The sequence below is a fragment of the Azospirillum oryzae genome (genome assembly GCF_008364795.1).
In the GTDB taxonomy this organism is placed as follows: domain Bacteria; phylum Pseudomonadota; class Alphaproteobacteria; order Azospirillales; family Azospirillaceae; genus Azospirillum; species Azospirillum oryzae.
Genome location: NZ_VTTM01000013.1, coordinates 114578 through 128563, shown reverse-complemented (window position 1 = coordinate 128563; position 13986 = coordinate 114578). Strand labels below are relative to the sequence as shown.

The 13986-nt window shown below is 60.3% G+C and carries 9 protein-coding genes and 2 pseudogenes; 5 read left to right on the top strand and 6 right to left on the bottom strand.

The features are described 5' to 3' along the window. Positions 1–74 precede the first annotated feature (74 nt). The 5 genes from FZ938_RS25995 to FZ938_RS25975 all read right to left on the bottom strand — a co-directional run bounded on the left by FZ938_RS25995 (position 75) and on the right by FZ938_RS25975 (position 6674). Positions 75–1496 (bottom strand): IS4 family transposase, encoded by a 1422-nt coding sequence (locus FZ938_RS25995; RefSeq protein ID WP_149201227.1) that lies wholly within the window; start codon positions 1494–1496, stop codon positions 75–77. 127 nt (positions 1497–1623) lie between these two features. After that, positions 1624–2832: a 3-oxoadipyl-CoA thiolase gene (pcaF, locus tag FZ938_RS25990; protein ID WP_149201226.1), complete on the bottom strand. Its 1209-nt coding sequence runs from the start codon at positions 2830–2832 to the stop codon at positions 1624–1626. A 13-nt stretch (positions 2833–2845) separates the two neighbouring features. Further along, positions 2846–3484 carry a 3-oxoacid CoA-transferase subunit B gene (locus FZ938_RS25985; RefSeq protein ID WP_149201225.1) on the bottom strand — a complete coding sequence of 213 codons (639 nt, stop codon included), beginning with the start codon at positions 3482–3484 and terminating at the stop codon, positions 2846–2848. Positions 3485–3497: 13 nt separating this feature from the next. Next, complete coding sequence (locus FZ938_RS25980; protein WP_425529381.1) at positions 3498–4181, bottom strand: 3-oxoacid CoA-transferase subunit A; 684 nt, start codon at positions 4179–4181, stop codon at positions 3498–3500. 342 nt (positions 4182–4523) lie between these two features. Continuing rightward, on the bottom strand, positions 4524–6674 hold the full coding sequence (locus FZ938_RS25975; protein ID WP_149201224.1) for a methyl-accepting chemotaxis protein: 2151 nt from the start codon (positions 6672–6674) through the stop codon (positions 4524–4526). A gap of 591 nt (positions 6675–7265) precedes the next feature. Here FZ938_RS25975 and FZ938_RS25970 point away from each other — a divergent pair. From FZ938_RS25970 to FZ938_RS25950, 5 genes and pseudogenes are all read left to right on the top strand, one after another. Then, positions 7266–8180, top strand: a complete 915-nt coding sequence (locus tag FZ938_RS25970) for a LysR family transcriptional regulator (RefSeq protein WP_149201223.1) — start codon at positions 7266–7268, stop codon at positions 8178–8180. A 794-nt stretch (positions 8181–8974) separates the two neighbouring features. Beyond that, complete coding sequence (locus tag FZ938_RS25965) at positions 8975–9208, top strand: hypothetical protein (RefSeq protein ID WP_149201222.1); 234 nt, start codon at positions 8975–8977, stop codon at positions 9206–9208. A gap of 109 nt (positions 9209–9317) precedes the next feature. After that, positions 9318–10016: pseudogene (locus FZ938_RS25960) on the top strand (ISL3 family transposase); the annotation flags it as partial. Between the two features lie 606 nt (positions 10017–10622). Then, a complete protein-coding gene (gene ltrA, locus FZ938_RS25955) occupies positions 10623–12290 on the top strand; it encodes a group II intron reverse transcriptase/maturase (protein WP_149201221.1) in 1668 nt (555 codons plus the stop codon). A gap of 39 nt (positions 12291–12329) precedes the next feature. Further along, positions 12330–13280: pseudogene (locus tag FZ938_RS25950) on the top strand (transposase); the annotation flags it as partial. Here FZ938_RS25950 and tnpA read toward each other — a convergent pair. Then, on the bottom strand, positions 13256–13753 hold the full coding sequence (gene tnpA, locus FZ938_RS25945) for an IS66-like element accessory protein TnpA (protein ID WP_149201220.1): 498 nt from the start codon (positions 13751–13753) through the stop codon (positions 13256–13258). The pseudogene FZ938_RS25950 and the gene tnpA sit on opposite strands and share 25 nt — an antisense overlap. Between the last annotated feature and the right edge of the window lie 233 nt (positions 13754–13986).

Below are 13986 nucleotides of genomic sequence, written 5' to 3'. Positions count from 1 at the left end.
GAGCCGCCACCGTTCCCGTGACAATGCCCTCAGCCCACTTCGTCCACTCCCCGCAAGGCGGTCATCGTCGGCTTTCAATTACCCACAAGCTGCGGCGCGATCTCTGAACCCAAGACAATATCGATCAGGCGAGACATACCCCGCCACATGACCATGTTACCCGGCGGTGGATCGGAGCCCCGGGCGAGATAGCCACCGAGCTTGGCAACTTTGGTGAGGTAGATGCCCAGGGTGTTGCTGCCGGGCAGGCTGGGAGCCTTGTTCGGGACCAGGAAATCCAGGATCTGTTGCTCGCGTTCTGTAAAGACGATCCCTGCATCGACATCCGGCGCCGATCGATTGATCATGGTCATCCAGAAAACTCGCCAGCTTACGAGGCAATAGACGGCGATCAATTTGACCAAACGGTCGGCACTTCGGAGCCTCGCCTCTTCTGCCTTGCACCCCGATTTCAAAATCTTGTGAAACACCTCGATTTTCCATCGAACCGCATACCAGCGGAGCTTTTCGATGGCCGCTTCCTGGGTGAGGACGGGCAGATCGGTGAGGAGCTTCCAGTCGATGCGCGGGCGATCGACGGGCGCCTCCCGTTCCTGGGCATGCAGGACCGTCAGGGTGAGTGCTGGATAGCGCTTCTGTTTCCCGATCGGCGGCAAGATCCGCAGGCTGCGATAGGTCAGCTCGACCTCCGCCGTGCCGACACGGCCCTGACCATCTCGAACGGTGACGGCATGCACGCCCTGAACGGCGACCTCGTCCATCACGGCGTCGACGGTCGTATCGCCGCCAAGGGCGAGCCGGTCGACGCAGGTCCGCACCAGGAAATGGGTGCCCAACTCCTGAGCCAAGCAGAACAGTTCGTAGATGTCGCTCTCGCGATCCCCGACATGGATGCAGCGCGCCGGATCGCCGAACCGCTCCGTGGTCCGGCGCAGGTTCTCCAACCAGCGGACACTCTCTTTCTGCTCGATGGGAACCCGCGTCGGGTTGATCTTCCTCTTCAATGCGGCGGTGCCCTTGAACTTGGTCCGGGTCCAGAACTTGACGGCACCGAGGCCGAGCGGCAGGCCCTCGGTCGTGACTGCCAGACTCGCGTGCATCAGCAGCCCACACACGGTGTGCATTCGAAACCGTCCCTCCTGGTCCTGACCGCTGTTCACCCGGACGGTCTGACCGATCTTCTCGGGATGCTCGCGCTGGAAGGAGAACTCCGTGGTGTCCTGAATGACCAGGAGGGGGCCGGTAGTCGCGGCGACCCGCTGGCGGGTCGCGTCGAAATGGCCGGCGAGAATGTCCGCTTCGCTTACCCGGTCGTTGGCGAAGAACCGGTAGGCCGCCTTGGTGTTGGCCCAGTCTTGGCATGCCAGGGGAATGCTGTCACCCATCGCCCCGGATATCTGATCGAGCAACGTGCTCAAGCGTCGCCCCAACCGCTCGTCGGCAAAGTGGCAGCCGGCGAGTTCATCCTCGATCCAGGCGTTGGGTCCCGTGGCCATCGGCACCTCCCGAGCATCGTTCGATGTCAACAGGCTGGAGATCGTCCTGGTTCGAGGCGGAGGCCACCATCACCGGCCGCCCGGCCGGATGTGGGTAATTGAAAGCATCGTCGGACGGTTACCACCACTACACACGCTCAATTGCGAGAGCGAGTCCCATGCCGACGCCAACGCACAGCATGGCCAAACCGCGTCTACCGCCGCTTTTCTCGAGCTGGTGCGTGAGTGTCAACGCTAGCCTGGCGCCACTCATCCCAAGCGGATGGCCAAGAGCAATCGCTCCACCATTGGGATTCACATGGGGAGCGTCATCTGGGAGGCCAAACTCCCGCAGAGCTGCGAGCGACTGGCTCGCAAAGGCTTCGTTGAGCTCGATTGCATCGAAGTGCTCGATTCTCAGACCAAGGTGTTCCATCAGCTTTCGTGCCGCTGGCACCGGGCCAATGCCCATGATTCGGGGTTCTACACCAGCGGAAGCCATCCCAAGAATGCGTGCACGCGGAGTCAATCCAAAGCGTTTGGCGGCCGACTCGCTGGCGACAATCATCGCGGCTGCGCCGTCATTGATACCTGAGGCGTTGCCGGCGGTAACTGTCCCGTCGGGACCAAACAGCGGTTTCAGCGTGCTGAGCGTCTCGATCGTCGTTCCGGCACGCGGATGCTCGTCGACGGAGACCTGATCCACTTCGCCCTTTTTGCGTCCCGGGACGGCGACCGGGATAATCTCCGCGTGGTGAAAGCCATTGGCTTGCGCGCTGACGGCGCGCTGCTGGCTGCGGGCGGCGAATGCATCTTGGTCAGCACGCGTCACACCATAGTCGACCGCCACGTTTTCTCCGGTGCGCGGCATGGTCTCGACACCGTAGAGCGCCTCTAGCCGTGGGTTGACGAAACGCCACCCCATCGTCGTGTCCTCAAGTGTCTGTGCACGTCCGAATGCCGTAGCCGACTTGCCCATCACGAATGGTGCCCGGGACATGGACTCCACGCCGCCGGCGATGGTCAATGCCATCTCGCCGGTCCGGATCGCACGCGCTGCAGCTCCGACGGCTTCGAGGCCGGAGGCACAGAGGCGATTTAGCGTAACGCCTGGTACGTTGTGAGGCAGGCCGGCGAGCAGCAAGCTCATGCGTGCGACGTTCCTGTTGTCCTCTCCCGACTGGTTGGCACAGCCGTAGAACACCTCTTCAATCGCCTTGGGATCAAGGCCAGGGTTGCGGGTCAACAGCGCCGCCAGTGGCAAAGCCCCAAGGTCATCGGCGCGCACGCCGGACAAGCTGCCGGCGTAACGGCCAATCGGGGTGCGTACCGCATCACAGATGAAGGCATTGGTCATCACGAATCCTCGTTCACGCCTGTTTAAGAGGAAGGCCAGTCAACTCTCGCAACGCTTCAAGACCAAGGCCGTCGACTGTCTCGATCACGCGGGCGCCGCCGGCGCCTACCTCGAAGATGGCAAGATCGGTGTAGACGCGTGACACGCAACCAAGCCCAGTCAGGGGATAATCGCATTGCTCGACCAGCTTGCTACCGCCAGCCTTGGTCAGCAGGTCCATCATGACGAAGACCTGCTTGGCCCCGATCGCCAAGTCCATCGCGCCGCCGACAGCTGGAATGGCATCGGCGGCCCCCGTGTGCCAATTGGCGAGGTCGCCTCGCACCGAGACCTGAAAGGCGCCGAGAACGCAGATGTCGAGATGGCCGCCACGCATCATCGCGAAAGAGTCGGCATGGTGAAAGAAGCAGCCTCCGGGGAGAAGTGTCACCGGTTGCTTGCCCGCATTGATCAGTTCGGGGTCCTCATCGCCTGGAGCCGGCGCGGGCCCCATTCCCAGCAGACCGTTTTCGCTCTGCAGGAAAATCTCTTTGTCAGGCGGCAGGAAGTCGGCAACGCGGGTCGGCAAACCAATGCCAAGATTGACGTAGGCGCCCTCCGGAATGTCCTGGGCAACACGACGGGCCATAGCATCGCGGTCCATGCGCTTCATGGTCATTCTCCTGTCAGGCGGCAGCAGCCGAGGCCATTGTCATCACCACACGCTGGACGAAAATGCCCGGCGTCACGACCGTCTCTGGATCGAGCGCGCCCAATGGGACAATCTCGTTCACCTGAGCAATCGTGCAAGCCGCAGCCATCGCCATGATGGGACCGAAGTTGCGAGCGGTCTTGCGGTAGACGAGATTGCCCCAGCGGTCGCCGGATTGCGCCTTGATCAGCGCGAAATCAGCGTGGATTGGGTATTCGAGGACATGGTTGCGCCCATCGATCTCACGTATTTCCTTGCCTTCGGCCAGAAGCGTGCCATAGCCGGTTGGCGTGAAGATTGCGCCGAGACCGGCGCCGGCAGCATGTATGCGTGCGGCAAGATTGCCCTGCGGCACCAGTTCCAGCTCTATTTCACCTGCCCGATAGAGTGCATCGAAGTGATGCGAGTCTGATTGGCGCGGAAACGAGCATATGATCTTGCGTACGCGCTTTTCCCTCAGTAGAGCCGCAAGACCGGCGTCACCATTTCCTGCATTGTTGTTGATGACGGTGAGATCACGCGCACCTTGCGCGATCAGCGCTTCGATCAGGCGATCCGGCATTCCGGCCGCACCAAAGCCGCCGATCATCACCGACGCTCCGTCAAAAATGTCGGCAACCGCCGCTTCGGGCGATGACATACTTTTGTCGATCACCATTTCCTCCCACACAATTGTCCGGTAATCGAACGCCTATTTGGCGTCTTCACTGTGATGCGGTCCGACGCTGGATGTCGTCAAGAGCGATTACAGCACGAATGTCCGATAATCGCACAACGCTTTCTAATGAGACTTGGCAGCACCTCCGATTCGGCTTTTTACGTTCCATTAAAATCAGGCACTTAGCGCCTATGGACGCGCAAATGGAGGTTGCCCGGTTGCGGCCTTTTTGAACTTTCCCAGAAAGCGCAAATATGATTTTCCTAAAGTGACAAGCATCTTGTTACGCGGATGATTTGTATGTCTCATAGTAGCTCAACTCATTGATGCGGGTCCGAGCGCCTATCCCGCTCTCACGCTGGACAAGAATTGCTCGATTTCCTCGCGCAGGTAGCGCGCTTGCCGTGTCAGATTTTGCGAGGATGCCAGGACCTCGTTGGCCACCGTTTTGGTGGTTTCGGCCGAACACGCCACCCCTTCAATGACGCAGTTGACTGATTGAGTTGCCTTGGCCGCCTGATTGGCGTTGGCGGCGATGTCCTTGGTCGCGGTCCCCTGCTCCTCGACAGCCTCGGCGACGATGCCGGAGATGCGGCCCATGTCTTCGATCACCGAGACGATTTGGCCGATGGCCACCGCCGCTCCATCGGTAACCGATTGCATGGTGCCGATTTGCCCACGAATCTCGTCCGTCGCCTTGGCGGTCTGAGCAGCCAGATGCTTTACTTCATTAGCCACCACGGCAAAGCCCTTTCCTGTCTCCCCCGCGCGGGCCGCTTCGATGGTGGCGTTGAGCGCCAGCAGGTTAGTCTGGGCGGCGATCTCGTGGATCAGTTGAACGACAGCGCCGATGCGTTTCGCCGTGTCGACGACCGCTTCCATTGTATCGCCAGCCTGGCTCGCAGCCGAGATGGCGGCCCGAGTGATACGTCCCGACTCCCCGATGTGGTGGCCAATGTCATTGATCGAGGCGCGCAGTTGCTCCGCAGCGATAGCAACGGTCCCAACGTTTGCTGCGGTCTGCTCGGCAGCGGTGGCAACCTCGGTTGCGATATTTAGCGTTTTGTCTGCGTCGGTGCTCATTGACTTGGCTGATGTTTCCAGACCGTCGGCGGCGCCAGCCACAGCATGGACAATGCTGCCTATCCGTTTGTCAAAGCTATCCGTCAACTGCTCGAGTTGACGGGTTCGCTCGCCGACCAATTCGCGTGCGCGTTCCTGCTCGGTGTGAAGCGCATCAGCTTCGATCAACGCATCCTTGAACACCTGCATGGCATCGGCCATTCGCCCGATCTCGTCACCCCGATCCCGCGCCGGAACCGGGAGCTGCCGGTCGCCGGCCGCCAGGCGCTGCATCGCTTCGCACAAGGCCGACAGCGGACGTGTGATGCCTCGGGCGAAGGCGATACCGCCAAGGCATACCAACAGCACCATGCCCGCACCAGCGACGACCATCTGGTTTCGCATGATGCGGACGGGTGTGAGAACCTCTTCGACTGCTGCTTCCGCCAGCACCATCCACGTCAAGGTGGGGTGAATTAGCGGGCGGTAAGCGATGAGCGCCTGACCGGTGGCACCGACGTTACGCGCCTCGACAATACCGGTACGATCGCGGCTGGCAGAGATCGTTTCCTTGGCGCCACCCTCATAACGTTTCAATGTGGCCGCTTCTGTTGAGAAACGCGGCGTGCTGCGCATTAGGCCATCGTCCCCCAACAGGAAAGTGTCACCGGTATCACCCATTCCATCTTTGGCGCGCATGATCCGGTCCAGGCCATCGGACTGGAGGCGGAAAACTAGCGTCGCGAGCGCTTGAACACCGCCATCCGCCTGCTGAAGGACGACCGGAGTAGCAAGGAAGGCCGAGGGAACCCCGCCGGCTGGCGCATAGGCAGAAAAATCGGCTACCCTTGTGGTGCCAAGCCTTGTATCGAGCTTTATGTCTTCCAGCAGCACATGCAGTGGACCGGAGGTGACCGTAGCCCCAAAGTCACTGCCTTTCGCTGTACTATATACAATCCTGCCGTCCAGCATCACCACCAGCACATCGGCAAGCTTGCGGCGATGCATCAAATCCGTCATCCACGAATGCAGCCTAAGGTGTGCCATATCGTAGATGGTTATTCCGTCTGGCTTCTCCAGTCGGTAACGCTCGTCGGCCGGATAGGGGTTGTCATCGATGTAGCGCTTGCGCAACGAGGCCGCAGGATCACCACGTTGGCTTTCAGTCCGCCAGCCATCGTGCAGCGCCATGACAGCATCACGCATTGAACGGGTGTTGGCCGTCAAGACGATGTCACCCTCCAACCCCTCGATGTAGGATTGGACGCTATGAGCCCGGGCATCAGCGAGCGCCACCAGCTTGTCCTGTGCGGCTGTTCTCAACCGTTCCATCGCCGTCACATAGGCGAATCCGCCAAGCAGCAAGCCGGTAAGGACTGCAGATGCCACCACAGCACAGGGGATTTTGTGTCGCAGAAGCAGGCTGTTCAAGCTGGAACCCTCCCAAAGATCAAACGGTTTGTTGCTGCCACCACAGGCCTAGAGCTGCTGAACGTGGACTTAGCGCCACCTTCCTCATTGACTCTGTAACAATCAAGACTGACAAGAAGGCGGCATTTACATGAGACGTTAATAAAAAATCCTATCTCATTTAAATAAATGTCCAGACAAAGGAAAAAATACGCCTCATCATCTGCTGATGATGCTTCGTGTTGATCATATACGAACTTACAACGAAGCAACCCTTCGTCTAGATATAGAGCTGAATCCGGCGGACATTTATTTGACACTGCCACGTTAGTATAGGCAAGAAACCGTGGATGATAAGGATTGTTTGAGCAAATAACATTTGCTAAATCTGGGAAAAAGCTTGGATAGTATCCTGGCCAATGCGTGTGTGGCTCGGCCGATGACGGGGCTTCCTCTGGCAAGAGTGACTGCAGCCTGTCGCTTTGACCAGTCTGCAAGCGATCGGTTGTGTCATGATCACTGGATCTGTTTCAGCAGCCGACCCGCAGCGGTTTTTAAAACAGCCGGCTTATGGATGTCGACGGAGACCAACGATGTTTGAGGGACGTTAACTTGGATCAGTTCCGTCAAATCGAACTTTTCGTTCAGATCGCTGACTCGGGCAGCATCAGCAAAGCGGCCGAAGCCCTTCAACTCTCGGTTTCTGCTGCAAGTCGTATATTGTTCCAACTTGAAAAACGTCTGGGCGTTAGGCTTGTCCAACGCACGACTCGTCAGTTGTTTCTGACGGAGGCCGGAAGCGAATATAGGCGCCGCTGCAAGTCCATCCTTGCAGATATGAGAGAAGCCGACGCATCGGTTCAGGACATCGTTGTCAAGCCTTCGGGACTGTTGCGGGTAACCGCTTCCCTGTCCTTTTGTCTTCTCCACATAGAACCGATGCTGTCATCATTCTCTGCTCGCTATCCTGATATCACGATAGATATCGTAGCCGCGAACCGCTATCTCGACATTATCGACAACAATGTCGACGTTGCCATAAGGACACGTCAGTTTGAAGCGGATAGAGCGCTGACCATCAGGAAGTTGGCGAAAACACGACGGGTGTTGGCAGCTTCCCCCCAGTACCTGGAAGCTTATGGCACACCCAAAGAGCCGGCTGATCTTGCCGGACATAAGATGCTAATCTATGATTATGCTTTGAATCCGAACGAATTGTCCTTCAAAAAGAATGAAGAGAGCGCAACGATACACGTAACTCCTTTTCTATCAACAAATGACGGACAGGTCGTTGTCAAAGCTGCGCTAGACCATATTGGTGTTTTGGTACAGCCCAAGTACATCATATACGATGATCTCGCCTCTGGAAAACTGGTCTCTGTCCTTGATGACTGGCACTTGCCTATGCTGACCATGAATATAGCTTTCCAAACGAGAGCCTTCATGCCTGCAAAGGTGCGGGTGTTTGTCGAGGCTCTCGTTGAGCGTTTTAAATCCAATGATTACAATAATCTTTGGTCAAGCTAAGTATTGCGTGGTTGAGGAGATTCCGTTTCGTCTATCAACGTTGCTTCGAGGGACGGCAGGAAGCTGACCGTCAGGTTCAGCATGTCAGGAACACGCCCTATTTCCTGATACTTGGCCTTTACCTCAGCTTAAACACCTTGAGGCAGGTACCATCGTTTATCGTGTTGGATCATTATAAGTGGTGCAGTGGAAGCCGCTCAGACCTTCTATGTCAGGCCTGCGCGAAACGGTCGAGACTCCGTTTCTGCGCCTGGTGCTCGATGCCTTTCGTATCAATCCGAGGTTCTGGCCACCGAGTGGAGCTATAGGGAACACCCATCGTGGTGATCGTGCCCCGAGGCGTGGTGTCTGAGGGGGTTCTGTGCTCTTCGGCGGGTGAGGCCGCCGGTCTGCTCCGCGGCAATGTGGAGCGGGTCAGGGGAGTCAGGTTGGCACAGCTCGTTTTAGGCTTTCCATGGTGATAGCGGTCGAGTAGCTCAGCCATTTGGCTTTCGCCCTCACAGATCCGGGCGTGCGGCTTTCCCGCACCCGGCTCCTCCCGAGGGTAACCCACGTCATGCTGGTCTCTCCGCCCAGGGTCGTGTGATCGTTGGTGTCGGCAAGGTGTAGCGCAGGACGAGGGCCTTGAAGCGGTCCCAGGTGAGGCATCGGGCCTTTTGGCTGCGATGTCGCAGTACGTGGTACCAGATTCGCCGGACTGCTTGCAGGAAAGCGCTCAGGGCAGGATAGTTGTGAGGCACACCGTAGTAGCCGTAGTAGCCGTAGTGGCCGCGCAACACTTGGCAGAGCCAGAGATGTTGCTCGGCGATGGGCTGGTGCATACGCCTCTTCATTTCCTGGCGGAGCGCTCCCAACTTGCGGGCCAGCCTTTTTGCCTGTGTCTTGCGTTTCACAATGAACCGGCCGTCCCGCGTCCACCCGCAGTAGTGGGTGAATCCCAGGAAGGCGAAAGTTCCCGGACGCCGTTCGCCGCGCTGTCGTCGAGCCAGAGCCGGCAGCCGGCCGAACTCGATCAGGCGCGTCTGTAAAGGCCGAATGAAGTTTGGTCCATCCGCATTCCCGGTGCAGGTCAGATGTCAGGCGGCAGCGGAGTGAGCACATAAAAGGAACGATCTATCCTCCTGAGCACCAGAATCCTTGTCCAAATCGCTGCTTTCCCTGCTGCCGCCCGGCCTCATTGTCGATCAGGTCACACTCGACGCCGATCGTGTCATGGTGGCAGCCCATGTCCGTGCTGCCACGGCGGCCTGTCCTTTGTGCGGCCGACCATCGCGTCGCGTCCATAGCCGTTACGACCGTCGCCTGGGTGACCTGCCCTGGCAGGGTCGGGTCGGTGAACTGCGTCTGCAGGTCCGCCGCTTCCGCTGCCCTACAACGGATTGCCCGCGCCGCGTCTTCGCCGAACGCCTGCCCACCATTACGGCGCCGCGGGTCAGGCGCACCCGCCGGCTTGCCGAGGCGCAGCGCACCATCGCCTTGAGTGCCGGCGGGGATCCCGGCGCCCGGTTGGCCACCCGGCTCGCCATGCCGGTCAGCGGCGACACGCTGCTGCGTCTAATCCGGGCGGAGACGATGGCGCCGATCCCAACACCGCGCATCATCGGCATCGACGACTGGGCGTGGCGCCGCGGCAAGAGTTACGGCACCATTCTGGTCGATCTTGAGCGCAATTGTCCGATCGACCTGCTGCCTGACCGCCAAGCTGACACCGTTGCCGCATGGCTGAAAGCTCATCCTGGCGTCGAGATTGTCGCTCGTGATCGTGCTGGCGCCTACGCTGATGGCGTCCGCCAAGGTGCGCCCACCGCCGTTCAGGTCGCGGACCGGTGGCGTGTGACCTGAGGGTTGTCGGGAAACACACCTTCCCGACGATCCGCAAGGTTTGATGTTGGAGTGTCCTATGAAGGAACCTTGTCCACCCAAGTGCTGCTACCCGGACATGCGAAGGAGTAATCCGACGTCTGAAGCTCTGGGGACAACGGCCACAATCTGGGAGCACCAATCCGGAGGCGGCCCAGCAGAGGATGGAAGGCTGAACGCAAGTGAATGCCCGTTGTCAAGGTCCGTCATCCGCAACCGGCCAAAGGTGCTGACAGGCCGGCGCCAAAATGGCACGTGGGTCGGATCGTCGGTTGCCATCACCGACGACGGTGGCACGAAGACCCGCCGGACTATAGGGCGCAGCCTCCCCATCCGCTTCTCCACATCAGACAACAGGGTAAGCCCCATTCATCCCGTCTGCCGCGAGGCGACGGTATGCCAACCGCAAGGAAGGAGATGGTGAAGGGGGTAGAGGAAGGCGGAGAAAGCGAAGGCCATCCTGTAATGGGATGGATAGGGCCTCGATGATGAGGAAATACCCAGCCCGAAAGGGCGCAGACTTCCGCCATGGTCTCAACGGTCGAGCCCCCTTGGGGTGCTTGGAATTGCCGGAGACGTTAGATGGTGAAAACCGAACATTCCGGTGAACGTCCGCCGACGATGGCGTGGTCCGAGATCGATTGGACCACGACGGAAGCGGTCGTGAAGCGCCTTCAAGGACGCATCTACCGTGCCGCGGCGGCTGGGAACGGGCGGCAGGTGAAGAACCTGCAGAAGCTCCTGGTCCGCTCTACATCCGCAAAACGGCTGGCGGTCCGCCGGGTTACCCAGCAGAACACTGGCCGCAACACTCCCGGCATCGATGGCGTGGTGTGCAAAACGCCCGAGGGCCGGATGAGGTTGAGCACTGATCTGAGCCTCAAGGACTACCGCCCACAACCGGTCCGCCGGGTGTACATCCCGAAGGCGGACGGCCGGAAGCGGCCCTTGGGCATTCCGACGATCCGGGATCGAGCCTTGCAGATGCTCGTCAAGATGGCGCTGGAACCCGAATGGGAGACACGCTTCGAGGCGAACAGCTACGGGTTCCGGCCTGGACGGTGCACGATGGATGCGATCGTCGCCCTGCACGCGATGCTGGCTCCCGCCGGCGCGAGTGAATGGGTGCTCAACGCGGACATTTCCGGCTGCTTTGACAACATCGGACATGATCCGCTGCTGGCGAGGCTGCCGACGTTCACCACCACCATCCATCGCTGGCTCAAGGCCGGTACGGTGGAACTGGGCACATGGACGCCAACGACGGCCGGCACACCGCAAGGTGGTATTGCATCGCCCCTGTTGGCCAACATTGCCCTCGACGGCACGGAGCGGCTCTTCGGAGCCGAAGACACACGGGGTCGCCCCGTTCGTCCAAGCCGGCGTCACGGCCTCAACCGTGGCCTCGGTTTGGTGCGCTATGCCGACGATCTGGTGGTGACGGCACCGACACGTGAAGTCTTGGAGACGTATGTTGTCCCCACGCTGACGCGATTTCTCCGTGAGCGTGGGTTGACGCTGAGCGAGAAGAAGACCCGGATCGTTCATATCGACCAGGGCTTTGACTTCCTCGGCTTCACCGTGCGGAGGTATCGTGGCGTGATCCTGACGACCCCTCAGAAGGCGAAGGTGGTACAGCATCTGCGCGCCATCCATGACTATCTGAGCGGCCATCGTCAGGCAACCGCCAGCCAAGTCATCGGCGAGCTCAACCCGCTGATCCGGGGATGGGCGAACTACTATCGGCATGGCGCCTCGAAGCGGACGTTCCATTCCATGGACCATCATGTCCACGCGAAGCTGTGGCACTGGGCCAAGCGCCGCCACCCGACCAAGTCGGCGGCCTGGGTCCGGTCGCGCTACTTCGACGCCAAATGGAATTTCGTGGATGGCCGTACCCGGCTCGCTCGGCACGACGACATTCCAATCACCCGGCACAGCAAGGTTCAAGGAAAGCGAAGCCCGCTCAATCCCGACGACCAGGCTTACTGGGAAGAGCGGCAGCAACGACGCATGAAGGTGACGATGCACTCTCCCATGCGATTGGCCTTGTTGCGGCGACAAGACTTTCAATGCGCGATGTGTCGTGTTGGATTCGATCCAGATGAGGACCTTCCTCTGATCGACGAGCATCACGACATCCCACGGTATCTCGGCGGATCTGACCAGATCGACAACCTGCAACTGGTACACCGGTGGTGCCACCATGGACACCACGCGCGGATCGGGTACCGGGCGGCGGAGGCTTGAGCCGGATGACGGGAGATCGTCACGTCCGGTTCTGAGGGGGCTGGGCTTCGGCAACGGAGCCCGGCTACCCGACATCTCCTGCACAATCTGACCGATGCCCTGCGCGAGATCCTCACCCGCCATCACCGCGACCTTCGAGCAGCCGCCAAGCTGGCTGTCGCTCCGGCGGGAGAAACCGAAAGGGAATTGAACGTGCCGCAGGCGAACGAGGTTTCCAGGCCACCAACCCGGCGAGAGCAGCGAAGCGCTGCCCTTCATGCCGCTCGCCATGCCCGCTATGAAGAGGTCGTCGCGCTGAAGGCCCGCGGGTGGTCGCAAACGCGCATCGCGGAAACGCTCCACCTCGACCGCAAGACGGTGCGGGTGTGGCTGCGATCTGGACAGCCGCCGGCATGGCGTCAGCCGGCCAAGGGGAGCCGCCTTGATCCGTTCCTCGACCACCTGCAGCAGCGCCGGGATGACGGCTGCCACAACGCCGCTCAGCTCTGGCGGGAGATCAAGTCCCGCGGCTTCATCGGTCAGCGGACACTGGTTCGGGACTGGGCACGGCCTCTGCGACAGGCTGTACGAAGCGCAGCGTTCATGGCATCGGCATCATGGCCGGCACCGTCGCGCCGACGGGCGGCATGGTTGGTGATTGCCAACGAGCATGAGATCGACACGACCGAGCAGGCCTTCGTCTCAGCCCTGATCGCCCGTTCGTCGGAACTGGCACACGTCATCACCGTGGCCCGCGCCTTTCGGGCAATGGTCCGGGGGCAAAGGGCTGGAGAACTGGATGGATGGCTGTCGACGGCGGACGGTACCGGCTTGGCGGGCTTCGCCTATGGTCTGAAGCGCGATCTCGCCGCGGTACGGGCGGCTCTGTCGCTGCCGTGGAGCACCGGACCGGTGGAGGGGCAGGTCAGTAAGTTGAAGACGATCAAGCGCATGATGAACGGCCGTGGCGGCTTCGACTTGCTGCGTCATCGCGTTCTCGCGGCCGCATGAATGGCCACGCTCAGGCTCTTCTGCTGCACCGGGAATGCGGATGGACCAGTATCCAATCGGCACTGACAGCTGGAATCAACCGCGCCATGGAACACGAGCCGCCCGCTTCGCAAATCCATCTCGATCCGGTCCGGCACCGGCTCCCGGGCTGTCAGACGTCGATCTTCTGAATGAGGAGGATCCTCGGCGACCGTGACGGGGACGAACAGCGGCATCTCAACCGGAGCCACTTGCGGGACGATGCCCGCCTGCCGGCGCCAAACCGTAAGCAGACCGCGGTTCACCCCGTTACGCCGCGCCACCTCGGAGATGTTGGCATCCGGCGCCGCGCTCTCAGCCACGATGCGCGCCTTCTCCTCCGCCGTATACGAGCGCCGCTGCCGCCGCCGCCCCGTGATCACCTCAATCCGCCGATACGGCCTGCCTTCATCCATGGCTTCAAGTCTGGGATGAAGCCTGACGCCTTCTCCCATCGTGCCCTCCGTCTCCCGTGAACCCGCGCGCAATCTCGGCTACGGAAGACACTTCGGGAAGAAGGGTGCGTTCGTAGCGCTTACGATCAAGCGACTGGGTACCACATTGAGAGTTCCGTCGCCTTTTGGCCCCACTTCACCTCCATCGAGACAATCCTACTCAGAACCTACGCGAGCTTCAGAGAAGCCGCCGCAAGATCTCTCCCGAAGCTGTGGGATGCGATCCGCGACGC

Coding starts and splice junctions, on each gene's coding strand:
- FZ938_RS25995 (WP_149201227.1), bottom strand. CDS start 1,496: ATGGCCACGGGACCCAACGCCTGGATCGAGGATGAACTCGCCGGCTGC.
- pcaF (WP_149201226.1), bottom strand. CDS start 2,832: ATGACCAATGCCTTCATCTGTGATGCGGTACGCACCCCGATTGGCCGT.
- FZ938_RS25985 (WP_149201225.1), bottom strand. CDS start 3,484: ATGAAGCGCATGGACCGCGATGCTATGGCCCGTCGTGTTGCCCAGGAC.
- FZ938_RS25980 (WP_425529381.1), bottom strand. CDS start 4,181: ATGGTGATCGACAAAAGTATGTCATCGCCCGAAGCGGCGGTTGCCGAC.
- FZ938_RS25965 (WP_149201222.1), top strand. CDS start 8,975: ATGTTGCTCGGCGATGGGCTGGTGCATACGCCTCTTCATTTCCTGGCG.
- ltrA (WP_149201221.1), top strand. CDS start 10,623: ATGGTGAAAACCGAACATTCCGGTGAACGTCCGCCGACGATGGCGTGG.
- tnpA (WP_149201220.1), bottom strand. CDS start 13,753: ATGGGAGAAGGCGTCAGGCTTCATCCCAGACTTGAAGCCATGGATGAA.